Source organism: Agrococcus sp. DT81.2, assembly GCF_049844935.1.
Taxonomy (GTDB): Bacteria; Actinomycetota; Actinomycetes; order Actinomycetales; family Microbacteriaceae; genus Agrococcus.
This window is the reverse complement of record NZ_JBNCLZ010000001.1, coordinates 375,330-399,915: the sequence shown is the minus strand read 5'-3', so window position 1 is coordinate 399,915 and position 24,586 is coordinate 375,330. Positions and strand designations below refer to the sequence as shown.

31 protein-coding genes are annotated in these 24,586 nt (G+C 73.3%); 14 read left to right on the top strand and 17 right to left on the bottom strand.

Annotation, left to right across the window (positions count from 1 at the left end; translation table 11 throughout):
- Positions 1–67 precede the first annotated feature (67 nt).
- From ACLQ21_RS01925 to ACLQ21_RS01910, 4 genes are all read right to left on the bottom strand, one after another.
- Positions 68–760: a class F sortase gene (locus ACLQ21_RS01925; protein ID WP_425660911.1), complete on the bottom strand. Its 693-nt coding sequence runs from the start codon at positions 758–760 to the stop codon at positions 68–70.
- Between the two features lie 57 nt (positions 761–817).
- Positions 818–1,465, bottom strand: coding sequence for a DUF4142 domain-containing protein (locus ACLQ21_RS01920; RefSeq protein ID WP_425660909.1), 648 nt, complete (start codon positions 1,463–1,465; stop codon positions 818–820).
- Positions 1,466–1,709: 244 nt separating this feature from the next.
- Entirely contained in the window at positions 1,710–2,069 is a 360-nt protein-coding gene (locus ACLQ21_RS01915) for a DUF1622 domain-containing protein (protein WP_425660907.1), read from the bottom strand.
- Between the two features lie 124 nt (positions 2,070–2,193).
- Positions 2,194–3,093 carry a helix-turn-helix domain-containing protein gene (locus ACLQ21_RS01910; protein ID WP_425660905.1) on the bottom strand — a complete coding sequence of 300 codons (900 nt, stop codon included), beginning with the start codon at positions 3,091–3,093 and terminating at the stop codon, positions 2,194–2,196.
- 97 nt (positions 3,094–3,190) lie between these two features.
- On the opposite strand from ACLQ21_RS01910, the gene ACLQ21_RS01905 reads away from it, so the two are divergent.
- The 3 genes from ACLQ21_RS01905 to rarD all read left to right on the top strand — a co-directional run bounded on the left by ACLQ21_RS01905 (position 3,191) and on the right by rarD (position 6,267).
- A complete protein-coding gene (locus ACLQ21_RS01905) occupies positions 3,191–4,102 on the top strand; it encodes an SDR family oxidoreductase (RefSeq protein ID WP_425660903.1) in 912 nt (303 codons plus the stop codon).
- Between the two features lie 44 nt (positions 4,103–4,146).
- Positions 4,147–5,136, top strand: a complete 990-nt coding sequence (locus tag ACLQ21_RS01900; protein WP_425660901.1) for an aldo/keto reductase — start codon at positions 4,147–4,149, stop codon at positions 5,134–5,136.
- A gap of 126 nt (positions 5,137–5,262) precedes the next feature.
- Positions 5,263–6,267: an EamA family transporter RarD gene (gene rarD, locus ACLQ21_RS01895; RefSeq protein ID WP_425660899.1), complete on the top strand. Its 1,005-nt coding sequence runs from the start codon at positions 5,263–5,265 to the stop codon at positions 6,265–6,267.
- 16 nt (positions 6,268–6,283) lie between these two features.
- Here rarD and ACLQ21_RS01890 read toward each other — a convergent pair whose 3' ends face one another.
- Both ACLQ21_RS01890 and ACLQ21_RS01885 read right to left on the bottom strand, forming a co-directional pair.
- Positions 6,284–6,874 carry a hypothetical protein gene (locus ACLQ21_RS01890; protein WP_425660897.1) on the bottom strand — a complete coding sequence of 197 codons (591 nt, stop codon included), beginning with the start codon at positions 6,872–6,874 and terminating at the stop codon, positions 6,284–6,286.
- 72 nt (positions 6,875–6,946) lie between these two features.
- Positions 6,947–7,912, bottom strand: coding sequence for a LysR family transcriptional regulator (locus ACLQ21_RS01885; protein WP_425660895.1), 966 nt, complete (start codon positions 7,910–7,912; stop codon positions 6,947–6,949).
- A gap of 70 nt (positions 7,913–7,982) precedes the next feature.
- Between ACLQ21_RS01885 and ACLQ21_RS01880 the strand changes: the two genes are divergently transcribed.
- Together ACLQ21_RS01880 and ACLQ21_RS01875 are read left to right on the top strand one after the other, a co-directional pair.
- Positions 7,983–9,731: an FAD-binding protein gene (locus ACLQ21_RS01880; RefSeq protein ID WP_425660893.1), complete on the top strand. Its 1,749-nt coding sequence runs from the start codon at positions 7,983–7,985 to the stop codon at positions 9,729–9,731.
- Positions 9,732–9,841: 110 nt separating this feature from the next.
- Complete coding sequence (locus ACLQ21_RS01875; RefSeq protein WP_425660891.1) at positions 9,842–9,994, top strand: hypothetical protein; 153 nt, start codon at positions 9,842–9,844, stop codon at positions 9,992–9,994.
- Positions 9,995–10,044: 50 nt separating this feature from the next.
- On the opposite strand, the gene ACLQ21_RS01870 is transcribed toward ACLQ21_RS01875, so the two are convergent.
- From ACLQ21_RS01870 to ACLQ21_RS01860, 3 genes are all read right to left on the bottom strand, one after another.
- Entirely contained in the window at positions 10,045–10,572 is a 528-nt protein-coding gene (locus tag ACLQ21_RS01870) for a COG4315 family predicted lipoprotein (RefSeq protein ID WP_425660889.1), read from the bottom strand.
- A 67-nt stretch (positions 10,573–10,639) separates the two neighbouring features.
- The gene (locus ACLQ21_RS01865; protein WP_425660887.1) at positions 10,640–11,344 is read right to left on the bottom strand and encodes a zf-HC2 domain-containing protein; all 705 of its coding nucleotides are present in this window, start codon (positions 11,342–11,344) and stop codon (positions 10,640–10,642) included.
- Positions 11,341–11,844 carry a sigma-70 family RNA polymerase sigma factor gene (locus ACLQ21_RS01860; protein WP_425660885.1) on the bottom strand — a complete coding sequence of 168 codons (504 nt, stop codon included), beginning with the start codon at positions 11,842–11,844 and terminating at the stop codon, positions 11,341–11,343. Before ACLQ21_RS01860 ends, ACLQ21_RS01865 begins: the two co-directional genes overlap by 4 nt.
- Before the next feature lie 89 nt (positions 11,845–11,933).
- Here ACLQ21_RS01860 and ACLQ21_RS01855 point away from each other — a divergent pair, with 89 nt between their 5' ends.
- Positions 11,934–12,434, top strand: a complete 501-nt coding sequence (locus tag ACLQ21_RS01855) for a hypothetical protein (protein ID WP_425660883.1) — start codon at positions 11,934–11,936, stop codon at positions 12,432–12,434.
- A gap of 112 nt (positions 12,435–12,546) precedes the next feature.
- On the top strand, positions 12,547–13,044 hold the full coding sequence (locus tag ACLQ21_RS01850; RefSeq protein WP_425660881.1) for a cupredoxin domain-containing protein: 498 nt from the start codon (positions 12,547–12,549) through the stop codon (positions 13,042–13,044).
- Positions 13,045–13,046: 2 nt separating this feature from the next.
- Here ACLQ21_RS01850 and ACLQ21_RS01845 read toward each other — a convergent pair whose 3' ends face one another.
- A complete protein-coding gene (locus ACLQ21_RS01845; RefSeq protein WP_425660879.1) occupies positions 13,047–13,622 on the bottom strand; it encodes a hypothetical protein in 576 nt (191 codons plus the stop codon).
- Between the two features lie 247 nt (positions 13,623–13,869).
- On the opposite strand from ACLQ21_RS01845, the gene ACLQ21_RS01840 reads away from it, so the two are divergent.
- From ACLQ21_RS01840 to ACLQ21_RS01825, 4 genes are all read left to right on the top strand, one after another.
- Positions 13,870–14,760 (top strand): oxygenase MpaB family protein, encoded by an 891-nt coding sequence (locus ACLQ21_RS01840; RefSeq protein ID WP_425660877.1) that lies wholly within the window; start codon positions 13,870–13,872, stop codon positions 14,758–14,760.
- Positions 14,761–14,778: 18 nt separating this feature from the next.
- Positions 14,779–15,297 carry a metallophosphoesterase family protein gene (locus tag ACLQ21_RS01835; RefSeq protein ID WP_425660875.1) on the top strand — a complete coding sequence of 173 codons (519 nt, stop codon included), beginning with the start codon at positions 14,779–14,781 and terminating at the stop codon, positions 15,295–15,297.
- A gap of 16 nt (positions 15,298–15,313) precedes the next feature.
- Positions 15,314–15,751: a hypothetical protein gene (locus ACLQ21_RS01830; RefSeq protein WP_425660873.1), complete on the top strand. Its 438-nt coding sequence runs from the start codon at positions 15,314–15,316 to the stop codon at positions 15,749–15,751.
- 77 nt (positions 15,752–15,828) lie between these two features.
- Entirely contained in the window at positions 15,829–17,313 is a 1,485-nt protein-coding gene (locus ACLQ21_RS01825; protein WP_425660871.1) for a protein kinase domain-containing protein, read from the top strand.
- Between the two features lie 11 nt (positions 17,314–17,324).
- On the opposite strand, the gene ACLQ21_RS01820 is transcribed toward ACLQ21_RS01825, so the two are convergent.
- Both ACLQ21_RS01820 and ACLQ21_RS01815 read right to left on the bottom strand, forming a co-directional pair.
- Entirely contained in the window at positions 17,325–17,993 is a 669-nt protein-coding gene (locus ACLQ21_RS01820) for a DUF4166 domain-containing protein (protein WP_425660869.1), read from the bottom strand.
- The gene (locus ACLQ21_RS01815; protein WP_425660867.1) at positions 17,990–18,631 is read right to left on the bottom strand and encodes an SRPBCC family protein; all 642 of its coding nucleotides are present in this window, start codon (positions 18,629–18,631) and stop codon (positions 17,990–17,992) included. Before ACLQ21_RS01815 ends, ACLQ21_RS01820 begins: the two co-directional genes overlap by 4 nt.
- A gap of 60 nt (positions 18,632–18,691) precedes the next feature.
- Between ACLQ21_RS01815 and ACLQ21_RS01810 the strand changes: the two genes are divergently transcribed.
- Entirely contained in the window at positions 18,692–19,894 is a 1,203-nt protein-coding gene (locus tag ACLQ21_RS01810; protein ID WP_425660865.1) for a cysteine desulfurase-like protein, read from the top strand.
- A 6-nt stretch (positions 19,895–19,900) separates the two neighbouring features.
- On the opposite strand, the gene ACLQ21_RS01805 is transcribed toward ACLQ21_RS01810, so the two are convergent.
- Positions 19,901–20,365, bottom strand: a complete 465-nt coding sequence (locus ACLQ21_RS01805; RefSeq protein ID WP_425661399.1) for an ASCH domain-containing protein — start codon at positions 20,363–20,365, stop codon at positions 19,901–19,903.
- 127 nt (positions 20,366–20,492) lie between these two features.
- A complete protein-coding gene (locus tag ACLQ21_RS01800) occupies positions 20,493–21,164 on the bottom strand; it encodes an alpha/beta fold hydrolase (protein WP_425660863.1) in 672 nt (223 codons plus the stop codon).
- A 288-nt stretch (positions 21,165–21,452) separates the two neighbouring features.
- On the opposite strand from ACLQ21_RS01800, the gene ACLQ21_RS01795 reads away from it, so the two are divergent.
- Positions 21,453–22,154: an RraA family protein gene (locus tag ACLQ21_RS01795; protein WP_425660861.1), complete on the top strand. Its 702-nt coding sequence runs from the start codon at positions 21,453–21,455 to the stop codon at positions 22,152–22,154.
- A 36-nt stretch (positions 22,155–22,190) separates the two neighbouring features.
- Here ACLQ21_RS01795 and ACLQ21_RS01790 read toward each other — a convergent pair whose 3' ends face one another.
- Both ACLQ21_RS01790 and ACLQ21_RS01785 read right to left on the bottom strand, forming a co-directional pair.
- On the bottom strand, positions 22,191–22,577 hold the full coding sequence (locus ACLQ21_RS01790; protein ID WP_425660859.1) for a pyridoxamine 5'-phosphate oxidase family protein: 387 nt from the start codon (positions 22,575–22,577) through the stop codon (positions 22,191–22,193).
- A 53-nt stretch (positions 22,578–22,630) separates the two neighbouring features.
- Positions 22,631–23,350 carry a GNAT family N-acetyltransferase gene (locus ACLQ21_RS01785; protein WP_425660857.1) on the bottom strand — a complete coding sequence of 240 codons (720 nt, stop codon included), beginning with the start codon at positions 23,348–23,350 and terminating at the stop codon, positions 22,631–22,633.
- Between ACLQ21_RS01785 and ACLQ21_RS01780 the strand changes: the two genes are divergently transcribed.
- The gene (locus tag ACLQ21_RS01780; RefSeq protein ID WP_425660855.1) at positions 23,325–24,164 is read left to right on the top strand and encodes an SDR family NAD(P)-dependent oxidoreductase; all 840 of its coding nucleotides are present in this window, start codon (positions 23,325–23,327) and stop codon (positions 24,162–24,164) included. The two genes, ACLQ21_RS01785 and ACLQ21_RS01780, sit on opposite strands and share 26 nt — an antisense overlap.
- A gap of 10 nt (positions 24,165–24,174) precedes the next feature.
- Here the strand turns inward: ACLQ21_RS01780 and ACLQ21_RS01775 are convergent, their stop codons facing one another.
- Entirely contained in the window at positions 24,175–24,585 is a 411-nt protein-coding gene (locus tag ACLQ21_RS01775) for a GNAT family N-acetyltransferase (RefSeq protein ID WP_425660853.1), read from the bottom strand.
- Between the last annotated feature and the right edge of the window lies 1 nt (position 24,586).

The window sequence follows — 24,586 nt, the reverse complement described above, 5'->3', positions numbered from 1 at the left end:
GCCCGGGCGGCGCTGCGGCGGTATCTGCCCCTTCCCAGGTTCCGACGCCGAGCGCCGATAATGCACATTATGTCGGATCGGGCGGAGACGACCCCTCCCTGCTCGGCGGTATCACCGGTTCCGCGATCACCACGATGTTCTCGGTGTAGCGCCCGGTGACCTCATCGACAGGCCCGCCGCAGGTGATGAGCACGAGCCGGTGTAGACCGTCGGTCGCGAACAGCGTCGGGTCGAGCGCTTCTCGCGGGCTGCCGTCACGCGCGACGACGCGATAGTCGTGCGGCGTGCCGCCACGGTCCTCGACGCGCAGGACCTGCCCGGGCTCGAGCTCGAGGATGGCGCTCATGGCGCTCCCATCGCCCGTGGGCGTCATGTGGCCCGCGAGCACCGTGCTGCCCGCGGTCCCTCCTGGCAGCGCGCCCGGCGCCCACCAGCCCACCCGCGCCGGGTCATCCGGGATCTGCAGCGCGCCGGAGGGAAGGGTGCCGACCGGCACCACATCGGCGCCGTCGGTCTCGGTGAACGAGAGTCGGGCCGGCGGCAGCAGCACCGGCGCCGCCGGTACCGGGGCTGCCGAACGCTCCTGGCCGTCGTCGGTCGGCGCCGGCGGCGGCGAGGCGGACGGCCGGTCGGTGACCCCGACATAGGCGATCGGCTCAGCAGGACGCGCTTCGACGACCGGCGCCTGGGCGAGCACGTGCACACCGACGGCGATGAGGCAGGCGCCGGTCACGCCCGTGGCGGCGGCGCCCAGGAGCATCGATCCACCCCTGGGCGCCGCCGCGTGGCGCGGCGTCGATCGTCGCCGTGGCTTCACTCAGGCTCGCACCCGCCCGCGGCGCGCGAGCAGCAGGAGCGCCATCGCGACGGCGAGTGCACCCGCGACGGTGAGCGATGCACCGATCGCGGCCTGCGAGCCGTCCGGGGTGAGCCCGGTGGGCACGCTACCCGGGGCGCCGGCATCCATCTGCATCAGGTGGTCGAGGTGGCCCTGGATCACGGGACGCGCCGCTTGCGCCAGCGCGATGACGGCGGCGTCCGAACCGGAGGCGATCTCCTGGTCGGTGGCGGCGAGCGACGCCCTGTGGCCGTCGATCTGCGAGGCGATCCACGCGGTGTCATACGCCTCGCCAGTGTTGGCCTCGACCTGCTGGAGCGCGGCTTGCTGCTCGGGCGTCGGCTCGGCCGGCAGCTCGACGCCCAGCTCGGTCGCAGCTGCGGTCAGGTTGGCATCGAGCGTCTGGTGATCGGTGACGAGCTGCGCGCCCATCTCTCGGACGGCGTCGCTCGCGCCGCGCTCCTGGGCGGAGGTGCCGGCCGCGATCTCGGCCAGGTTGCTCTGATGCGCGGCCTGCATCCAGGTGGTGTCCTGGTCGGACACCTGGGCTGAGGCCGCGGGCACGACCAGGAAGAAGGCGGCGAGCAGAGCGCCGGCGCCGAGGGAGGCGCGTCGAACAAGTTTCATGATCCCATCGCGTCGTTGCGGCTGTGACGAACGTCACCGCACGATCTTGTACCCCATTTCGGCTCGACCGCGATGTGTCAGGCAGGTATTCGCTGGGCACTGGCTGAACGCCGTGCCGCCGGTCGACCACGCACTCCCCCGCCGCATCGCACGGGACGACAGATCGCCATGTTCATGCTCTCTGCGACCCCTCGGGACGATGCTTCGCTGATGCGTCCGCGCCGCGTCGCGGCGCCGAGCGCGCTCACGTCGAGGCCTGCTCGGGCCCCTGCTGCCAGGGCCAGCGACCGGAGACCTCGAGCTCCAGCGTGAAGCTCAGGAACGTGCGGATGAGCACGATCAGGCCGAGCACGCCGACCGACTCGAACGTCGGCGCTATGGCGACCGTGCGGATGATGTCGGCTGCGACGAGGAGCTCCAAGCCGAGCAGGATGGAGCGACCGAGGGACCGCCGATACCGGTGGTAGACACCGTCCTTGTCGCGCCTGCGGATCAGGGCGCCAGCAGCGATGACGGTAGCCACGGCGGCGCCCGCGACGATGGCCAGGACCCCGGCGAGATCGACGACCCTCCCGGCAGTCTCGATGATCTCCTGCACCGGCACGCCCATCCCTTCCCGGAGCCAGCGCCAGCCGGCTGCAGCGGTGGCGCATCCGGCCAGGGCGACGTGCAGCGACGCTAGCGCGGAGGCACCACGCTCGCGATCCCCGAGTTGCGCAACTGGCGCGTCAGCGATCCGTCGCGCCGGCACGTGCGCTGCCGTCGACGGGCTCAGCACTCGTGGCCACCCAGCTCGCGATGAGGCCGAGCGCGTCGCTCGATGCCGAGCCGGGCGCCGCCGTGAAGGCGATCAGCTGCAGGCCGCGCTCGTCGCTGACGTCGAGGGCTTCGAAGGACAGGTCGATGTCGCCGACCAGCGGATGCGTGATGGCCTTCGCTCCGGTGCGGTGCTCGCGGACGTCGTGGGACGCCCAGAGGGTCCTGAACGCGTCGCTGCGCGTCGCGAGCTCGCCGACGAGGTCGCTGAGCTCGCGATCGCGCGGGGCCCGTCCCGCCTCGCTGCGCAGCAGCGCGACCACCTGCTCGGCCGAGTCGTCCCACCGACGGTAGAAGCGCCTCGCGCGCTCGTCGAGGAAGAGGTAGCGCGCGAAGTTCGGCGGCTGCTCGGGGCTCTCGAGCATCTCCGAGAAGAGCGCGCGCCCGAGGCGGTTGATCGCGACGACGTCGAGCCGACCGTTCTGCACCACCGCGGGGACCCCGTGCATCGCTTCGATCAGCTGCTGCATGCCCGGGCGGATGGTCTGCGTCCTCGCGCGCGAGCGCCGCGACCTGCGCACTCCCCCGTCGTCGGCCGCGCGCACGAGGTCGTGCAGGTGATTGCGCTCCGCCGCATCGAGCCGGAGCGCGCGGGCGATGCCGTCGAGCACGGCGTCGGAGACGCCGCTGGCGTTGCCCCGCTCGAGCCGCACGTAGTACTCGACGCTCATGCCTGCCAGGAGTGCGACCTCCTCGCGACGCAGCCCCGCCACCCGTCGGCGGCCGCCGAAGTCGGGCAGGCCGACATCCGCGGGCGTGAGCCTGGCCCGTCTCGTGGTCAGGAACTCGCGGATGTCGCTCCGGATGTCCATGGGACGACGCTAGGCCACCGCACCGGTCCGAGGGAGTCCCTGGCAGTGCCCCTATGGACAGGGACTCCCAGTGCGTGCGCGAGGCGACCTTGACTGGATGCATCCGCAGAGCACGCCCGCCACCGAATGGCGAGGCGGCCGCAGCAGGGAGGGCATCCACATGGTCGACACGCAGAAGGTCTGGCTCATCACCGGCGCGAGCCGCGGCATGGGCATCGACATCGCACGGGCCGCGCTCGCCGCCGGCCACTCGGTGGTCGCGACGGCCCGCGACGCCCAGCGCGTCGCGGATGCCGTCGGCACGCACGATCACCTGCTGCCGATCGCGCTCGACGTGACGGATCCCGCATCCGTGGACGCCGCCGTCGCAGCTGCAGTCGAGCGGTTCGGGCGGATCGACGTGCTCGTGAACAACGCGGGCAAGTTCTACGCCGGCTACTTCGAGACGCTCAGCCCGGCGCAGTTCCGCGCGCAGCTGGAGACGAACTTCTTCGGTCCGCTGCAGGTGACGAGGGCGGTCCTCCCCCGGTTCCGCGCGCAGCGGTCCGGGCAGATCATCACCATCACGTCGACGGCCGGCCTCGTCGGCGGTGGCTTCACATCGGCATACGCCGCGTCGAAGCATGCGCTCGAGGGATGGATGGAGTCGCTCGCGCAGGAGGTCGAGCAGTTCGGCATCCAGACCATGTCGGTCGAGCCGGGCTTCTTCCGCACCGAGCTGCTCGTCGAAGGCGCATCGACGATCTGGCCGGCGATCGAGATCGACGACTACGCCGAGGCCACGGCGGAGACGATCGAGGCGTGGCGCGGCATGCACGGCGCCCAGGCCGGCGACCCGGCGAAGCTCGCCGCGGCGCTGGTCACGCTGTCCGACGGCACCGCGCTCCCCGGCCGGTTCATCGCCGGCGCCGACGCGATGGACGCCATCGAGCAGAAGCAGGCGACGGTGCAGCAGCAGATCGACGCCAACCGCGACCTGTCGGCCTCGCTGTCGTACGCCTCGGCCTGACCATCACCCCCGAAGAACGCAGCACCCGACGACAGGACGCACGCATGCAGACAGCACAGCTCGGGACCCTCGAGGTCTCCCGCATCGGCCTCGGCGCGATGACGATGGCCGGCACGTACACCTCGGAAGGCGGCCTGGACCACGACGAGTCCATCCGCACCATCCGCCGCGCCATCGACCTGGGCGTCACCCACATCGACACGGCCGAGATCTACGGACCGTTCCTCAGCGAGGAGATCGTCGGTCGTGCGGTCGCTGGACGGCGCGACCCGGTCGTCATCGCTACGAAGTTCGGCCTCGTCTCCCACCGCCACGGTGCCGACGCCGTGCCCGGTGCGACCGACAGCCGCCCGGCCAGCATCAGGGCTGCGGTGGAGGGGTCGCTGCGTCGACTGGGCACCGACCGCATCGACCTGTACTACCAGCACCGCGTCGACCGCACCACGCCGATCGAGGAGACCGCGCAGGCCGTCGCCGACCTGATCGCTGAGGGCAAGGTGCTCCACTTCGGTCTCAGCGAGGCATCGCCCGACACGATCCGCCGTGCGCACGCGGTGCAATCGGTCACGGCGCTGCAGACCGAGTACTCGCTCTGGACCCGTGATGTCGAAGCGGAGATCCTCCCGCTGCTGCGCGAGCTCGGCATCGGATTCGTGCCCTACTCTCCCCTCGGGCACGGACTCCTCACCGGCCAGATCCGGTCGGCCGACGACTTCGCCGACGACGACTGGCGCAAGCGCAACCCGCGCTTCGTCGGCGACAACTTCCGTCGCAACCTCGCGCTCGTCGACACGGTGACGGCGATCGGCGCGGAGATCGGCGCCACCCCCGCGCAGACGGCGCTCGCCTGGATCCTCACGCGCGGGCGTGACATCGCGCCGATCCCCGGCACCCGCCGGGTCTCGCGCGTCGAGGAGAACACCGCCGCGGAGGCGATCGAGCTGTCCCCGGACCAGATCCGGCGGCTCGACGCGCTGCAGCCGGCAGCGGGCGAGCGGCATGACGAGGCGAACTTCGCGTCGATCGACCGCTGAGCGACGGTCGCCCGGGTCTGCGGTGCACCGTGCCGCCGCGGCCCGGGTCACTGGCTAGGCTGGGTCGTCACCGCGGATGGGCGATGTGCCGCCTGTTCCCATTCCACGTCGTCCCAGCGGAGTCCCATGGCATCGTCACGTGCTCGAGCGCGGCCTTCGTCCGCCGCTCTCGGCGTCGCGGCGTCGCTCGGCGCCTCCGTGCTGTTCGGCGTCCTCTTCCTCATCCCGCCGTTGCTGCAGCCGCTCGACGACCTCGAGATCGTCGCCTGGCGCGTCGTCGCCACGCTGCCCGTGCTCGTCGTGCTCATCGTCCTGACCGGCGGGCTGCGCGATGTCCGCGCGGTGCTGGCGCGGGTCGCACGGCGGCCGCTGCTCGGGGTCGTGCTCGTCGTCGACGCCGCGCTGCTGGCAGTGCAGCTGTGGCTCTTCGGCTGGGCGCCCATCAGCGGCCACGGACTCGACGTCGCGACCGGCTACCTCCTGCTCCCCCTCACCCTCGTGCTCGTCGGAGTCGTCCTCCACGGCGAACGGCTCTCGCGGCTGCGACTCGCCGCCGTGATCGCTGCCGGCGTCGGTGTCGGCGCGGCGCTGCTGCTCGGCGGAGCGGTCGGCATCGCCACGGTGCTCGTCGCGCTCGGCTACCCCGTCTACTTCGATCTCCGCCGGCGCTTCCGGCTCGACGGGCACGGCTCGACGATCCTCGAGCAGGCGGTGCTGCTGCCGATCGCGGTCACCATGCTCATCACGCGCGGCGCCTCCGGCACGTCGGATGCGTCATGGTCGCTCGCCCCTGGCATCGTGCTGCTGGGCGTCGTGAGCGGCGTCGCGCTCTGGCTGTACCTCTCGGCCAGCCGGGTGCTGCCGCTCGGGCTGTTCGGCCTGCTCAGCTACCTCGAGCCCGTGCTGCTCGTCGTCGCGTCGACCCTGCTGCTGGGCGAGCTCGTCGGGCTCGCCGATGCGCTGGTCTACGGCCCGATCGCCTGCGCGCTGATGCTGCTCGCGCTCGAGTCACGCACGGGCCGCTCGGCTCGAGGTCGCCGACCGCACGGGCCGACTCCCGTCCCGGCGGGTCACGCATCCGCGCACTCCCCCGCCGACGAGGGCAGCAGGCAGGCGTCGCCCACCTCCTGAGCGCGGTGTGGCCGACTCACGACCAGCCATCGCTCGGAAGCTCGCCCGACCACAGACGCTCGCCGTGGCCGAGCAGCGCATCGACCGCATCATCCGCCGCGGCCATCGCCCGTCGTCGTACGAGCGCCTCGATGCCCCGCCGGTGCACAGCCGTCGAGATCGCCCGGAGCAGCTCGTCGGGCAGCTGTGCGGTGCGGCCGCAGATGACGTCGACGAGGGCGAGCAGCTCGTCGTCGCTGAGCGCACCGATGCCGCGGTCGTCGCGCTCCGCCTGTGCTTCGCGCTGCAGCTCCCACGACGGTCTGGTCGAGCTCGCCATCGCCGCGAGCCAGTCGTGGTCGCCCTCCCGGTCCAGCTGCCGCAGCCGTGGGAGCACGAGGTCGGCGGGGAGGTGCCGCTCCTCCGCGGGGAGCAGGCGGCGCAGCTGGCCCCGCAGCGCGATCGTGCTCCGACCGATGCGCGCCGCGATCTCGTCCGGATCGCACCCGTCCCTGCTCGCCGCGAAGACGGCGGCGAAGTCCTCCTCCGTCCACGGCATCCCGGAGCGGGGAGGCCACTGCCTGCGCGTGTCGCGGATCTGCTCGAGTCCGTCTGCAGCGATGCTCATGCGCACACTGTGCGACAGCGGCCGCGCGCGCGTCGGCGACGCCGTCCGGTGCTGTGGAGAACGGCGCTTCCTTCAGCGCTGCGCGCGCGACGCGACGGTGACGCGCTCCGCGAGCTGGGTGCCGGGCGCGGCGAGCCGGTCGACCGTCTCGAAGACGAGCTGCTGCATGGCGGCCGCCGCAGCCGAGGGTCCGACATCGGTGCGCCGAGCCAGGTTGACGGTGCGCGAGAGCTGCGGGCGCACCAGCCGTGTCGAACGCAGTCCCGGACGGTCGATGACGACCATCGCCGGCACGACCGCGACCCCGATCCCCCGCTCGACGAACCGCAGCACCGCATCCATCTCCGCCCCCTCGACCGCGATCGACGGAGTGAGCCCGGCCGCCGCGAACGCCGCGTCGGTCGCGACGCGCAGATCGTAGCTGCGGCTGAACGCCACCTGGGGCATCGTCGCGAGCTGCGCGAGCGTGACCTGGTCCCGCTGCTGCCCGCGCTTCCCCTCCCCCGTGCTGGCGGCGGAGACGACCACGAGCTCCTCGGACAGCAGCGGCAGCAGTTCGGTCGACGGCGCCGCCGCCCGCTCGCCGCGCGTGACCACCAGCGCGAGGTCGAGCGCGCCCTCGTCGAGCGCGTCCACCAGCGAGCGCGAGCCGCCCTCGGTGATGTGCAGCTCGATGCCCGGATGCGCGACCCGGTACGCCGCCAGCACGTCGGCGACGAGCGACACGCACAGCGTCGGCGGAGCGCCCAGCCGCACGCGGCCACGGCGGAGTCCCGCGAGCTCGTCCAACTGCTCCCTCGCGCTGCGCGCGTCGCCGAGCATGCGGCGGGCGACCGGCAGCAGCACCTCCCCGGCTGCCGTCAGCGTCACGCCAGAGGGCGCCCGGCGGAACAGCGCCGTGCCGAGCTCAGCCTCGAGCGCACCGATCTGCCGGCTGAGCGACGGCTGCGCCACGAACAGCTCCTCCGCCGCCCGGGTGAAGTTGGCGAGGCGAGCGACCGCCTCGAAGGAGCGCAGCTGCTCGAGTCGCATGCTCATACCGTATCGACATGGCAGTCAGGAGAACAATGCATTGGACGCATTGCGCACGGCTTCGTACGTTGGATGCATGATCGCACCGCACGCGCCAGAGCGCATCCTCTCGACCTCCGTCCTCGTCATCGGCACCGGTGGCGCCGGGCTGCGCGCCTCGATCGAGCTCGCGCAGCGGGGCGTGCAGGTGCTCGCCGTGGGCAAGCGGCGCAAGCACGACGCCCACACGACCCTCGCGGCCGGCGGGATGAACGCGGCGCTCGGGACGATGGACCCCGAGGACTCCTGGGAGCAGCACGCCGCCGACACGCTGCGCGAGTCGTACTTCCTCGCCGACCCGGCGATCGTCGAGACCGTCGCACGGCATGCCCCGCGCGCGATCGCGGAGCTCGAGGCCTGGGGCATGCCCTTCGCCCGCGAGGAGGACGGCCGCATCTCGCAGCGCTTCTTCGGCGCGCACACCTACCGCCGCACCGCGTACGCCGGCGACTACACCGGCCTCGAGCTGCAGCGCACCCTCATGCGTCGCGCCGCCGAGCTGCAGGTGCAGATCGTCGACACGATCTACATCACGCGGCTGCTCGTCGCCGACGGCACGATCTTCGGCGCCTACGGGTTCGACATCGTCGACGGCACGCCCGTGCAGATCCATGCGGATGCGGTCATCCTCGCCGCGGGCGGGCACACCCGCATCTGGCGGCACACGTCCTCGCGCCGCGACGAGAACACCGGTGACACGTTCCGGCTCGCCGCGCTCGCGGGCGCGAGGATCCGCGACGCGGAGCTCGTGCAGTTCCACCCCTCCGGGCTGCTGGAGCCGTCGGACGTGGCGGGCACCCTGGTGTCGGAGGCAGCGAGAGGCGAGGGCGGGATCCTCACGAACGCGCTCGGCGAGCGCTACATGGAGCGGTACGATCCCGAGCGCATGGAGCTCTCCACCCGCGACCGCGTCGCACTCGCCGGCTTCACCGAGATCGCCGAGGGGCGCGGCACCGAGAAGGGCGGCGTCTACCTCGACGTCTCGCACCTCCCCCGCGAGCGCATCCTGCAGCAGCTGCCGCGGGTCTACCGCACCCTGATCGACCTGCAGATGCTCGACATCACCACGACGAAGATGGAGATCGCCCCGACCGCCCACTACTCCATGGGCGGCGTCTGGGTGGCGCCCGACGACCACAGCACCGGCGTCGACGGGCTCTACGCGATCGGCGAGGCATCCTCCGGCCTGCACGGCGCGAACCGGCTCGGCGGCAACTCGCTCATCGAGCTGCTCGTGTACGGACGGATCACGGGCGAGCACGCCGCGGACTACGTGGCGGCCCGCACCGAGGTGCGCCGCGACCCGGCCGAGGTCGCATCGGCCCGCGCCGAGATGGCGTCGCTGCTGCGCGACCGCGGCACCGAGTCGGCGCGTCGGCTGCAGCGCGAGACGCGCAACCTGATGACCGAGCATGCCGGCGTCGTGCGCACCGAGCAGGGACTCCGGGCGGCGCTCGAGTCGCTCTTGGCGCTCGAGGAGCGCGCGCAGCACGTCACCGCGCATCCCGACATCGCGGGGTTCGACGACCTCGCGCACGCCTTCGACCTGCTCGGGTCGCTGCTGGCCGCGCGGGCGACGCTCGAGTGCGCGCTCGAGCGGCGGGAGACCCGCGGCTGCCACAACCGTGCGGACTTCCCGGAGACGGACCCTGCGCTGCAGGGGAACTTCGTCTGGTCGCCGCGCGACGGCGTCAGCTTCGAGCCCCTGTCGCCCGCTCCGGAGAGCTTCCGCGCCCTGGCGGAGGCGGGCGTCGACGACTCGGTCGCGGGCAAGCTCGTCGAGTAGGCGCGTCCCGCGGGCCGGAGGGCGTGGGATGCGCGCCCACGCCCGATCGCTGGCAGGCTTGGACCGGCACGGTCGACGCGCCGGGCCCTCGTTCCTCAGGAAGGCAGACCATGGACCTCATCGCCGCAGCAGCGCACGACTCGAGCGTGGCGCTCGACAACCCCTTCATGCTGCTCATCATCGTCTCGGCCGTCGCGGTCACGGCGTCGATCGTCGCGCTGCTCGGCGCGTTCGCGCTCGTCATCTCCGGGCGCGCGGAGTGACAGCCCGCCGCCGCTGACGGCGATGCCGTCGAACGGCGGCGGCGAGGACGTCACTCCGCCATGCGCTCCCCCGCCGGCGACAGCACCCACCAGACGTCGTTGACGCCTTGACCCGCGACATCGCCGGGCACCGAGTCGCCGGCGAAGGTGTAGAGCGGCCAGCCGTTCAGCGTCAGCTGCGTGGCACCGTCGACGCCGGTGATGGTGCCGACCTCTCCGGTGAGGCCTTCAGCCGCAGGCATCTCGGCGTCGGTCGTGACGGCCGGCCAGTTGGCGGCGCACTGGCCCTCGCACGAGCTGGTGCCGCTGCCCTGCGTGTCGTTGTCGAACATGTAGACGGTCATCCCGTCGCCGTCGACGACGATCTCGCCGAGCGACGACTCCGCGACCATGAGGTCGGCCGATGCCGTCGACGCGTCGGGTGAGGCCGACGTCGTCGGCTCGGCGGTCGGAGCCGTGGATGCCTCTGCGGGTGACGAGGCGGGCGGCGCGCTGGATTCCGGTGTCGAGCTCGCGCAGCCGGCGAGCGCGACGATGAGCAGTCCGGCGGCGAGCGCCGGGGTGTACCTCGAGGTCATGGGAGCGTCCCTTCGTGAGCGGCCGCGGATGCGGTCACTGGGAACACGCAGCAGCGGCGCGCGAGGTTCACTGCTCGGCGATCTCCGCTCGCATGAGCACCTCGCCGCTGCCCTCCATGCGGATCTCGACCGCTGCGATCTCGTCGACGTCGAGTGCGGTGGCGGCCGTCAGCCTCGCCGTCGCCCCGGGGACCGCACGCCAGCTGGACACCTCGCTCGCATTCCCGTCGCGGTCCCGCACGACGAGCGTGTAGGGCAGACCCGTCGAGGCTCCCGCTCCCCCGTCGCCGCCGTAGCGGCACTCGAGCTCGATGCGGGTGCCCCACGCGGCGGATGCGAGCTCGACGGAGGCGACGAGCGGTGCGTCGACCACTGCGGCCAGCTCGACGGCGCGGCCGCCGCCGGCAGGCGGGAGCAGGGCGCTGACGGCGACGATCACCGCGACGATGATCGCGGCGGCGGTCGCGAGCGCGCCGGTCCACCGACCGCGGCGGCGACGCGCGTCGTGGGCGGCGCGTGCGAGCAGCGCCGCCCTGGCGCCCGTTCCCACGGGCGGCCACTCCTGGGGGGCCTCGTCGCCCCGCAGCGACTGCGCGCGATCGGGATCGACGCGCCCGAGCAGCCCGAGCGTGGGCGCGACGTCCGCGATCGATCGCACGCACCGGTCGCACGACTCGAGGTGCTCCTCGAACGCGCGCCGGTCGGCCGGGCTCAGCGCTCCGAGCAGGTAGGCGGCGTCCCAATCCGCGAAGTCCGCGTGGTCGGCGCTCACCGCGTCACCCCCTTCTCCTGGAGCGCGAGGCGCAGCGCGCGCAGCCCGTAGTGGAGGCGCGACTTCACCGTGCCCTGGGGGATCCCCAGCTCCTCCGCGATGCTGGCGACCGAGCGGCCACCGTAGTACGCGCGCACGATGACCGCTCGGTGCTCGACGCTGAGACCGGCGAGGGCCTCCTCCACGAGCATCGCCTCGAACAGCGCGTCGGTCGCGTCGGGCGACTCGCGCTCCGGGGTCTCCGGGAGCAGCACCTCGTGCCGGCGCCGCGCGCTCCGGGACTCGTCGATGACGAGGTGCCGCGCGACGGTGAACATCCACGCTCGCGCGGTCGCAGGGTCCTCGAGGATCCTCGGCGTGCGCCAGGCGCGCAGCAGCGTCTCCTGCACGACGTCGTCGGCGCCCGCCCGGTCGCCCGTCAGGTGCACGACGTAGCGCCAGACCGGTGCTGCGTGCGCGTCGTACAGCGCACCCAGCAGCGTCGCGTCGTCGGGCGGCATCGCATCCCACCTCCTCATGGAGGACACGGACTGGCGCGTCCCCAGGTTCATCGATGAACCTCGCACGTCCGCGCGTCGTGTCACAGAGTATGGACCCGCTCAGCGCCGCCGGCGCCTTCGAGATCACCGGACTGCCGATGCATCCGCTGCTCGTCCACGCCGTCGTGATCCTGACCCCGTTGACCGCACTCGCACTGATGCTCGGCAGCGTCTGGCCCGCGGCGCGTCGGCGGCTCGGCATCGTCACGCCGCTCGCCGCGCTGGCGCTCGTGGTGCTCGTCCCGGTCACGGTGGCCGCCGGGGAGGCATTGCGCGACATCGTCGGCCGCCAGCCCGCCGTCGACGCGCACGAGGGCTACGGTCGGATGCTGCTGCCCTGGGTCGCCGGGATGCTGGTCGTCGCGGTGGCGCAATGGGCGTGGTTCCGCTGGGGTGCACAAAAGGCGACGGATGCGCCGCGACCGGGCGCGCGCCTCGTCCCGATCGTCCTCACCGTCCTCGCGATCGCGGTCGGGGGCGGGTCGACGGTCATGGTCGCGCTGATCGGCGACTCCGGCGCCAGGGCCGTCTGGGGCGGGCTCGTCGGATGACGCCACCAGCGCCCATCCGGGCGGGCGACCCGCACCGAACCACCGTAGGGCGACGGGCTACGCTCGTGCCCACCCGACGGCCACCACCGGCCTCGACCGACTGGAGCAGCGCATGACACGCAGAACCCTCAGCATCGCGGTCTTGCTGACCGCCGCATCCATCGCCCTCGCGGGCTGCAGCGGCGCTGCGCCCTCGGCACCCGCCGACAGCGCCGCGCCGCCGGCCGCCGAGACGCAGGCGCCGGTCGAGACGACCGGCCCGACCGAGAGCGCGTCGGAGTCCGCCTCCGACCCGGCCGCCTCGGCCGCGACGACCCTGCTCGCCGTCGTCGGCACCGAGGAGGACCCCGACGCGTACGAGATCGCCCTCACCGACGAGAGCGGCGCCCCCGTGACGACGCTGCCGGCCGGCGACTACTCGGTCACGTTCGTCGACCGCTCGTCGATGCACAACTTCCACATGACGGGTCCCGGCGACGTCGACGTCAGCACCGACATCGCCGGCACCGACGAGTCGACGGTCGAGCTCACGCTCGTCGAGGGCACCTACGAGTACGTCTGCGACCCGCACGTGCCGAGCATGAACGGCTCGCTCGAGGTCACCGGCTGACGTCAGTCGCGCTCCCCGAGGACCTTGCCCACGACGGGCCACGACTTGAGCATGCCCAGCTTCACGTTCTTGGGCCGCTGCATCTCGCCGTGCTTGGCGCCGAGGATGATGACCGTGCCGGCGAACGCCGGGATGATCCACTGCAGCACGCGCAGCTGATCCTGCGCCGACTGCAGCTCAGGGGATGCGGTCGCCGAAGGCTCCGTGGCGCCCTCGGCGCCCTCCTCCGAGAGCGCGTCGACCTTCTTGCCGAGGATGCTCGAGTACAGCGTCACCCCTGCCCCCACCACGGTCACGCCAGCCTTGATCCAGGTCCAGCGCATGACGCCGTCCTGGCTCGCGTAGCGTCCCTTGTTCTCCCACAGGATCGGCACGAGCGAACCCAGGTGCGCGACGAACGCGCCGGTCTGCACGGGCGCCCACTTCATCCATCCTCGGCTCGACAGGCGCGTGCGCTCCCTCGGGTCCTTCGCCTCAGCGGTGGCGCCGTTCAGGCCGATGGCGCCCATGAGCGAGCCGCCGAACCAGGCTGCCGCCGTCAGGTCGTGCACCGAGCGAGCGATGAGGTTGCCAGACATGTTGACTCCGATCCGTGAGTGTCGTGAGGCTCAACGCTGACCGATATGTACCCCAGAGTAAAGACCTGACTCCAGGCGCACGCCGGGTCTACGCTGGAGCGCACCACGCCTGGCCGTCGCGCCCTGGCCGAACTCCGGGAGGTCACCGGTGACCCGAGCACCCGCGGCACGGCCGCGCCGCACCGCTCCCGCTGCCCGGCGCTCGTCGGGTCTCCTCGGGCGCGCAGGGGGTGGCGCGGAGGACGCGATGGGCAGGCTGCGAGCGCGGCTGCTCACCGCGCTCGCGGGCGATCCCGACGGCTCGCCCGCCTGGGTGCGAGCGCTCGCCCGCGGCGACGATGCCGGCTTCTTCGCCGAGGATGGCCCCGCGTGGACGGTCCACGCCAGCATGGCGACGATGGTCGCCGGCATCCGGGCGCTGCTGCTGCAATCGCTGCATCCCGGTGCGCTCGCCGGCGTGCACGACTGGTCCCGCTACCGGGAGGAACCGCTCGCGCGACTGGCCGGGACGGTGCGCTGGGTCGTGTGCGTGACGTACGGGTCGACCGAGCAGGCGCGGCAGGAGACGGCGCGCGTGGGTCGGCTCCACTCCCGCGTCGCCGGCACGTACGTCGACGGCCACGGCGTCGAGCGCGCCTATGCGGCGAGCGATCCGGGTCTCGCCGATTGGGTGCACCTCGCGTTCACCGACGCGTTCCTCACGTGCCATCGCGCTTGGGGCGGACCCATCCCAGGGGGCGAGGACGCGTACGTCGCCGACTGGGCGACGGCCGCCCGGCTCATGGGAGTGCCTGATGCCCCGACCACGACCGCGGAGCTGCAGCACCGGCTCGCCGGGTACCTCGAGCGCGGCGAGCTGCGCGGCGGCGAGCGCGTGCGCGAACTCGTCTCGTTCCTGCGCCGGCCACCGGTGCACGGCGCGTCGCGCCTCGGGTACCGCCTGCTCTTCGAGGGTGCGGTCGCGACGATCCCGCGCCCTTGTCGACGACTGCTGGGCGTGCGCCGCTCGCCCCTGCCCGTCGTGACCGGCACGCGGGTGGTGCTCGCCATCGCGGGGCGCGCGCTGGCCTCGGGCGACGGCCGACCCGCCCACGACTGGGCGCGCGAGCGGCTGCAGCGACTGCGATCGGCGGGCTGAGCCCGGCAGACTGGCCCCGTGACGACCCGACTGCTGCTGCTGAGCGACACCCACGTGCCCGTGCGCGCGAAGGCGATGCAGGACCAGGTGTGGCGGATGGTCGACGAGGCGGATGTCGTCGTCCACGCCGGCGACTGGGTCGCGGCCTCGCTGCTCGACGAGCTCGAAGGCAGGGCGAAGCGACTCGTGGGCGTGGCAGGCAACAACGACGGCCCGGAACTCTGGCAGCGGCTCGGCGAGGTCGCGCGCGTGGAGGTCGAGGGCGTCCGATTCGCCGTCATCCACGAGACGGGCGCCGCCGCGGGCCGAGAGCGCCGGTGCGACGAGCGGTTCGGGCACGGCTCGCCCGATCCGGCCGACGTCGTCGTCTTCGGACACTCTCACATCCCCTGGGACTCGGCGACGCCGGGCGGGCTCCGCCTGCTCAACCCGGGCTCGCCCACCGATCGCCGTCGCCAGCCGGTGGGCACTGCGATGACCGCGATCGTCGACGACGGGGCGCTGCACGACGTGGCGCTGGTCGCGACGCCGCGCTGAGGGCTATCGTCCACGCATGGACGGCGACACGGGCACGCTCCCGGTGCAGCCCTACCGGGGCATCAAGATCGTCCTCGCCGTGCTCGGCACGATCACGCTCGCCGCGGGCGCCACCGCGGTCTTCCTCAGCTCGAACGACGCCGGCGCCGCCTCGCTCGTCATCGCGGGCGCGGCGCTGCTCGCGCTCGGCGTGCTCGTCGAGCGGATCAGCTGGGTGAAGGCCGGCCCGGTGGAGCTGCAGCTGCTCGAGCTCGCCCGCATCCAGGCGGAGACGGCGGCCGCGGTCGAGGCGGGTGACCGGGAGCGGGCCGCGCAGCTGAGCGACCAGGCCGCGACGCTCGTGGCGTCCGTCAGTCCGCTCGCGGCGCAGTACAGCCGGCTGCGGGGCGCGTCGGCGAGCCCGCGCCCGGCCCCGCCGTCGGACGGCGGGGCCGGGCCGGCCGCATCCCGCTGACGCGGTCGCGCGCAGCTCGGCCGTGGGGTACATCCGCGTGCGCAACCGATACGCTGGCCGTGACGGTGGAGGACACCATGCATGCAGCCGACCCGCTCCAGCCAGGGAGCGTGCTCGCCGGGCGATACCGCCTCGGCCCGCTGCTCGGCTCCGGGGGGATGGCCTTCGTCCACCGCGCGACCGACGAGGTGCTCGGGCGCGAGGTCGCGCTCAAGGCGCTCATCCGCACCACCACCGATCCGACCGAGCTGCAGCGCATCCAGTCCGAGATCGACCTGCTCGCGACCCTGAGCCATCGGTCGCTCGTGACGCTGTTCGACGCCGGCAGCACGACGGTCGACGGGAGCACGATCACGTACCTCGTGATGGAGCTCGTCGACGGGCCGGCGCTCGACGCGCGGCTCGCGCTCGGACCGCTCGCGGAGCCCGATGTCGCTCGGATGGCGCGGGACCTCGCGGAGGCGCTGGTCGTCGTGCACGCCCAGGGCGTCGTACACCGGGATCTCAAGCCCGCGAACATCCTGCTCGCCCCCTCGCCGCTGCCGGGCCGGGAGTTCGACGCGAAGCTCGCCGACTTCGGGATCGCGGCGCTCGTCGACGCGGCTCGCCTGACCGCGACGGGCACCGTGCTCGGCACGGCCGCGTATCTCAGCCCCGAGCAGGCGACCGGCGCGCGCGTCGGCCCGCCCTCGGACGTCTACTCGCTCGGGCTCGTGCTGCTCGAGACGCTCACCGGACGCCGCGAGTTCGCGGGGTCGATGCTGGAATCGCTCAGCGCGCGCCTGACGCGCGACCCCGACATCCCCGGCTCGCTCGGCTACGAGTGGAAGTCGCTGCTGACGGCGATGACCGCGCGCGACCCCGACGCACGGCCGACCGCCGCGGCGGTGCTCGAGCGGCTCGAGGAGCGCCCGGGCGGCACGCCGATGCTCGTCGGCGGCGCAGCCGGCGCGACGGCCGCGATCGCGCCGGCCACGGACGCGACCGCGGTCCTCCCCGCTGCGGCGGCCGCGACGACCGCCGACACCGCGCCTGCGATCGCGGAGGCGACTCCGCCCACGGCGGCGCGCGCACCGCAGCCGTCGCCGGTCGCAGCACCCCCGCGCCGACGGCGGTGGGCACTCGTCGGCGGCGTCGCGGCCGGCATCGCGCTCCTCGGCGCGACCGTGGCGTTCAGCCTGCAGGGAGCACTGGACCAGCCGACCGCCCAGCCGGAGGTGGTCGAGACGACCCCACCCGTGGCCGATCCCACGCCCGCCCCGGTCGAGACGACCGCGCCTGCCCCCGTGGCGGAGGAGCCCGCCGTCCAGGAGCCCGCAGTCGAGGCACCGGTCGTGGAGCAGCCTGGGGTCGAGGCGCCCGTCGTCGAGGCGCCCGTGGTCGAGGAGACCGTGGTCGAGGAGGACACGGGCAACGCCGGCAACGGGAATGGCAATGGCAACGGCAACGCCGGCAACGGTGGCGGTCAGGGCAGCGGGAACGGCGGCGGGAACGGCAACGGCGGCGGCAACGGCGGCGGCAGCGGGAACGGCGGCGGCAACGGGAACGGCAACCGCCCCTGACGCCGTGCGCGTCACGTGCGCACTTCGTGGCGCCGCGGCTTCAGCCGCTCCGGCGCATCCGTGACCGGCACCCACTCGCAGTCGAAGGTGCCCCGGTACCCGAACAGGAACCCGAACCGCTCGTGGTGCACCTCGAGATCGATGTGGAACCTGCCCTCGCGATCATCGAAGCGCTCCCGCAGCCTCGCGCGACCGCTCGCCCACATCGGGAATCGGAACGCGACCGGACCCTCGTAGAAGCGCTGCGCATCCGACGTCAGCAGCAGGGCTCCCTCGTCGTCGACAGCGAGGTCGAGATCGACGGCCAGGTGCTGGTGCGTGCCGAGGTAGTCGACGATGCGGCGCCCGTCGAGCACCATGGTCGCGTCGAACCGACGCAGGCGTCCCCGGAGGTCGTACTCGCGCACGAACGTGACCGTCTCCCGGCCGAACGGGTCGCGGTACGGGTAGTTCTCGATCCGGAACGGCACGTCCTCTCCGACGTCCGGCACGAGGATGTTCCGCAGCCGGCCGAGCTGCAGGAAGGGCACCGTCCACCAGGGGCCGCGGCGCACGCTCGTCATCACGCCGGTGCCGATGCACGCCTCCCCCGAGTCGAGGCCGACCCCGAAGCGCCGCTGCAGCATCGGGTGCAGCCGCGCGAAGTCCGGGCCCAGCGCCTCGGCGAACATCGACGTCATCGGGGGCGCTCCGGACGGGGACGCTGCGGATGCGGCAGCGCCGCGAGCGCCGCGGGCGCGTCGTGCAGGTGGTGGGCGCGGCGCGCGCCTCGGGGCTCTCGTGAGCAGCGACCGGCGCGCGGGCGCTCGGGTCGCCACACCCACAGCACGCTGCGGAGCGGCCACTGCTCCGGCGCCTCACCTCGCTCGAGCCAGATGCGGAGGCGGTCGAAGCTCCACGCCGTCGCCCAGCCGAGCAGCGGCCGCACGAGCAGGTCGAGGGCGCGCCCCCAGCCCGGCTCGTAGTCGTAGCCGGTGCTGAAGCGGGTGCCGCCGTCCGCGGCGACGTACCGCCAGTAGCCGCGCCCCTCCCGGATCGCCGACAGCGGATCGGCGGTCGAGAACCGCAGCGCCGACGTGCGCGTGCCGTCGGACCGCGAGCGCTCGCCGAGGCTCACGCCATGGCCCCGGATGGTGCGGAGCGGCACGCGCCGCGTGTAGGTGAACCGCGATGCGCCGGTGTCGGTCTCGCCGTCGGGCACGATCTCGGAGAACCGCAGGTCCCAGCGGCCGTGCAGCTGCGGGTCCTGCGTCAGCGCCCAGACGGCCTCCGGATCCACGTCGATCCCGATCTCGACGTAGATGCCCCTGCGCGCCACCCTCCGAGCCTAGGCGACGCCCCCGTAGCCTGACCTCGACCCACGCACCCCAGGAGCACCATGACCCTCGATGTCGCAGCGCTGCGCGCCCAGTTCCCCTCGCTCACCTCGGGCATCGCCCACTTCGACGGCCCGGGCGGCACGCAGACGCCCGCGGTCGTCGGCGAAGCGATCGCGCGCACCATCACCGCCCCGCTGTCGAACCGCGGGCGGGTGATGCAGAGCGAGCGCAACGCCGACACCGTCGTCGGCGACTTCCGTGCGGCCATCGCCGACCTGCTCGGCGGCCGCGCGGAGGGCGTCGTCTACGGCCGCAGCGCCACTCAGCTCACGTACGACGTCTCGCGCGCGCTCGCGAAGACGTGGGCCGCGGGAGACGAGGTGGTCGTGTCGCAGCTCGACCACGACGCCAACGTGCGGCCGTGGATCCAGGCCGCGGAGGCCGTGGGCGCGACGGTGCGCTGGCTCCGCCTCGACCCCGGCACGGCGGACCTCGACCTCGGCGAGCTCGACGCCGTCATCACCGACCGCACGCGACTCGTCGCGGTCACCGGCGCATCCAACCTGCTGGGGACGAAGCCCGACGTCGCGCGCATCGCGCGGCGCGCGCACGAGGTCGGCGCGCTCGTCTACGTCGACGGGGTGCACTTCGCGGCGCACGCTGCCGTCGACGTCGCGGCGCTCGGCGCCGACTTCTTCGTCTGCTCCCCGTACAAGTTCTTCGGCCCGCACTGCGCGGCGCTCATCGCCGAGCCCGCCCTGCTCGAGTCGCTCTCCCCCGACAAGCTGCTGCCGTCGAGCAACGCCGTGCCGGAGCGGTTCGAGCTCGGCACCCTGCCCTACGAGCTGATGGCCGGCACCACCGCCGCGGTCGACTTCATCGCGGCGCTCGCCCCCGCGGGCGGGACGCGGCGCGAGCGCATCGTGGTCGCTCACCACGTGGTCGACGAGCACGAACGGCGGCTGCGCGGCAGGATCGAGGCCGGCGTCGCCGAGCTCGACGGCAGCGTCACGCTGCACTCCGTCGCGGCCGACCGCACGCCGACGCTGTTCCTGACGTTCCGCGACCGCGACGCCACCGACGCGTACCGGTCCTTCGCCGACCGCGGCATCCTCGCGCCGGCCGGCACGTTCTACGCGCTCGAGCCCTTCCGCGCGCTCGGCCTCGACGTCGACGGCGGTCTGCGCATCGGGCTCGCGGCCTACAACGACGACGCGGAGATCGACCGGCTGCTGGAGGCGCTCGTCGAGTTCGTCGGCTGATCGCGCCTACCGGCGTGCGTCGGCGTGCTCCGGGGGCCAGACGACCGCGAAGCGCTCGAACACGATCTCGTCGTCCTCCGACCACTCGGCGCCGCGGGCGGCCGCGGTGCGCTGCCAGTAGCGACGGTGCTCGCGCCGCCAGCTCTCGAGCGAGCCGTCGTCCTCGCCCTCTGCGGCGGCGAAGGCCTCGTCGGCGCTGCCGAACGGACCGACGCGCAGCTCCACGCTCCGGATGACGATGCGCGGCACGCCGCGGCCATCGCAGGCGATCCAGTGCGACCCGATCCTCGGCACCGGGTCGCCGCGCTCGAGGAAGTCGGCGACCAGCTCGGCCGTCGCCCGCTTGCGCCCGCTCAGCACGATCTCGAGGAGCGCGTCGGCGAGGCGCACGGAGTCGCCGAAGTGCTCGACGGTGTGCTCCGGGGATGCGGTGACGGCCTCCGGGTGCGCTGCGGCGTACGCGCGCCACATGGCGGCCGCGGCTGCGAGGTCGGGCGGAGCCGCGGGCTGCGAGGGATCGGTCACGGGATCGATCGTGCCAGACCGCGCCGGGTGCCGGATCCCGTGCCGAGTCCGGCGATCGTGCCCGCCTGCGAGCTCAGGCGTGGGCGAGGATCGCCGCTGCGACCGCGCGGGGCGCGGACCTCTGCGCGTTGTGCGGGCGGCCGGGGATGTGGACGAGCGAGGCCACCGGAGCGCGATCGCGCAGGAGCCTGCACCACTCGGGACCGGCGATGGGGTCCCGCTCACCGCGGATGATCAGCAGCGGCACGGTCAGCAGCGCGACCCGCTCCTCGAGCGGATACGCCAGCATCGGCCGCAGCTGCGCGAGGTACCAGGGCACACCGCAGCGCACGTAGTCGGTGGCGACGATCCAGTTCGTGCCCGGCGTCTCCAGGAGCGTGTCGACCGAGAGTGCTCGCAGCTGCGCGCCGGCCGAGCGGTGGGCGACATCCGTCACGGGTCCGATGATCACGACGTGCGACACGAGGTCGGGCCGCTGCACGCCGAGCTCCACCGCCCACTGCGTGCCCATCGAGTGGCCGACCAGCACGACGGGTCCGGCATCGAGCGACGCGACGACCTCCGCGAGTGCCGCCGCCATGGTCTCGACGTCGACGTCGCCCCGCGGCTTCGGCAGCCCGGCGAAGCCGGGCAGGTCGACCGAGAAGACGGCGGCGTCGGGCAGCAGGGCGTCGTGCAGCTTCGCGAGGTAGCGGCTCGACATGCCGATCCCGTGCACGAGCACGACCGCCGGCCCTCCCGGCACGGGCGTCCGCGTGTCCGTCGTGACGCGGAAGGCGAGCTCTCCGACACTGAACCGGCGCGCGCGTCGTCGTCGCTGGCGCCTCACGCGGGCACGACGGCGAGATGTGACATGACCTCACCGTAACCCGCGCCACGGAGGCCGTCCCGCCGCGCCACGCCGAGCGCGAAGCCGATGCAGCGACCCGGGAGGACGCGAGCCGTGCCGCTCGGGCACCGTGACACGCGCGACGGCATCCGCCATGATCGACGTCGGCGCCTCCAGCCGCGCGCCCGCAGAGATGGAGCCACGATGACCTCCGACCCGCTCGCCGCGTTCCGCGACCTGACCACGGCGCACGTCGCGGATGCGTGCATGCGGCTCGGGCTGCCGGTGCGATGCGGTCCCAGCTCGCTCAGCCCGCTCGTCGCCGGCACGCGCTTCGCGGGGCGCGCGCTGCCGGCCCGTCACAGCGGCAGCGTCGACGTGTTCCTCGAGGCGCTCGAGCATGCGGCGCCCGGTGACGTGCTCGTCGTCGACAATGCGGGACGCATCGACGAGGCGTGCGTCGGTGACCTCGTGGCGCTCGAGGCGGCTCGCGCGGGACTCGCGGGCATCGTGATCTGGGGGCTCCACCGCGACACCGTCGAGCTGCGCGAGATCAGCCTGCCGGTGCTGAGCCTCGGAGCCTCGCCGACCGGCCCGGCCGCCGTCGAGCGCCAGCCGGCCGACGCGCTGATGGCAGCGCGCTGCGGCGACCACACGGTGACCGCCGACGACGTCGTGCTCGCCGACGACGATGGCGCGATCTTCCTGCCGCGCTCGGACGCGAGCCGGATCGCCGAGGCGGCGACGGGCATCCGCGACACCGAGCGACGCCAGGCCGCCGCGATGCGCGAGGGCATCAGCCTCCGGTCCCAGACCCGGTTCGCCGAGTACCTGGCCGCCCGCGACGAGCGCGGCATCACGTTCCGCCAGCACCTGCGGAGCATCGGCGGCGCGATCGAGGAGTGACGGGACGGCTGCGAGCGCACCGGCGGCGACCCACCGTCAGCCAGGTCGGACGTTGCCCAGCAGCCGCTCGACCGCGATCTCGATGACGACCCGCTCGGGGTTCGGCCGCGGCTGCCGGTAGCGCTCCGCGTATCGGCGCACCGCCTCGGCGACGCGCTCCGGGTGGTCGCTCACGGTCGCGCGTCCCTCGACCGTGCACCACCAACGCCCCTCGACCTGCGAGACCGACACTCGGCTGCCGGGGTGCGCCCGCAGGTTGCGTGCCTTGTAGCTCGAGTCCGAGGTGATGACCCGCACCAGCTGCGACGCCGCGTCGAAGGTGGCGCCCACCGGCACCTGGTGGATCGTGCCGTCCGGGCGCAGCGAGGCGAGCGTGCAGAGCCTCCGCTCCCGCCAGAACTGCTCGAAGTCCATGCGCTCCATCGACCCTCCCCCGTCAGCGTAGGGGGACGGCGCCGCTCGCAGCGTGCGACGGGTCAGGCGGCGAGCGAGCGACGCATCAGCCACCGCGGCCGGCCGCCCGACTTCGAGGAGGTCAGGACGACGCGCTCGAAGCCGACCGACTCGAACAGGCGCGTCGTGCCGACGTAGGCGAACGCCGAGCTCACGCGATCCGCGCCGGTCGCGATCGGGTACGCCTCCAGCACGGGCGCACCCCGGTCCTGGGCGAACACGATCGCGCCCTCCAGCAGGTGCGTCGCGAGGCCCTGCCTGCGGAACGCGGGACGGATGACGATGCAGACGATGCTCCACGCACCCGTGTCGTCGACGGCCGGGATCGTCCGCGAGTGCGTGAGCCGGTGGTGGCTGCTGCGGGGGCTCACCGAGCACCAGCCCGCCGGCTCGCCGTCGACGTAGCCGACGACGCCCGGCGGGGTGCCCTCCTCGGCGAAGCGGCGGAGGCGCGCGGGCCGCTCCGCGGACGGCAGGTCGCGGAGCTCGGCGTTCGGCACGCGGTAGCTGAGGCACCAGCACGCCGGCGCGGCGGGGTCGCTCGGCGCGAGGATCGCGGCGACATCGCCGAAGCGGTCCGGCGTGGCCGGATGCACCTCGACGGCGGCGATCATGCGCTCGATGATGCAGCGCGGCGCGTCGCGGCGCCAGTGCCCGACGGCTGCAGCGCCTACAGTCGATCCATCGCGCGAGCGCGCGCCGACGACCCGGAGCCACATGCCCTCTCGCACGATCCTGCTCACCGGCGCCTCCGACGGCATCGGCGCCGCCGCGGCGCGGCAGCTCGCCGCACGCGGGCATCGCCTGCTGCTCGTCGGACGCTCCCCCGACAGGACGGCGGCGGTCGCGCGCGAGATCGGCGCTGCCCACTTCGTCGCCGACTTCGCGAGGCTCGACGACGTGCGGAGGCTCGCGCGCGAGGTCTCCGCGGCGACGGACCGGATCGACGTGCTCGCGAACAATGCCGGCGCGCTCCTCGGGCGGCGCACCGTGACGGTGGACGGCAACGAGGCGACGCTGCAGGTCAACCATCTCGCGCCGTTCCTGCTGACGCAGCTGCTGCTCCCGCGACTGCTCGCCGGCGAGGGCATCGTGGTCAGCACGGCCAGTTCGGCGGCGCGCCGGCTCGCCCGCTTCGACATCGACGACCTCGGCGGTGACCGCTCGTACAGCCCCAGCCGCGCGTACGGCAACGCGAAGCTCGCGAACATCCTGCACGCACGCGGCCTGCAGTCGCGCTACGGCCGCGACGGCATCCGCGCGGTCGCGTTCGATCCGGGCAACGTACGGACGAGCTTCGCCCGCGAGAGCACGAGCATCCTGCGGCTCGTCTACCGCACGCCGCTCGCGCGGCTCGTGCTCATCAGCGCCGAGCAGGGCGGCACGAACCTCACGTGGTTCGCCGACGGATCGCCCGGCACGACATGGCAGCCCGGCACCTTCTACACCGAGCGGTATCCCGCGACGGCCGCGCAGACGAATCCGCTCGTGCATGACGACGCGCTCGTCGACCTGCTCTGGGAGCGCAGCGAGGCGCTCGTGGCCGCGAGGGAGTGACGCTCGCTCGTCAGCCGCGCACGGTCAGCGTCATCCCCTGCGGGTCGCCGTCGGCCGCGCGGAACCCGATGCTCTCGTACACCGAGACGGCCTCGGGGCTCGCGAAGAGCCCGACGACCGCCTCGGCGGGCGCGGCGGCGCGCACCCAGTCGAGCAGCCGCTCCACGATCGTGGTCGCGATGCCCTGGTCGGATGCCGCCGGGTCGACCATCACGTCCTGCACGTAGCAGTAGCGCACGCCGTCGCCGACGAGCCTGCCGACGCCGACGGGCGCGCCGTCCTGCAGGGCGACGACCCCGTGCAGCGAGCGATCGAGCGAGCCGCCGATCGTCTCCCAGTCGAAGTGGTCGAGCCAGCCGACCGCCTCCGCGACCGCGCGCTGCTCCTCGACGGTCGGCACGCGGTCCTCGAAGGTCACCATG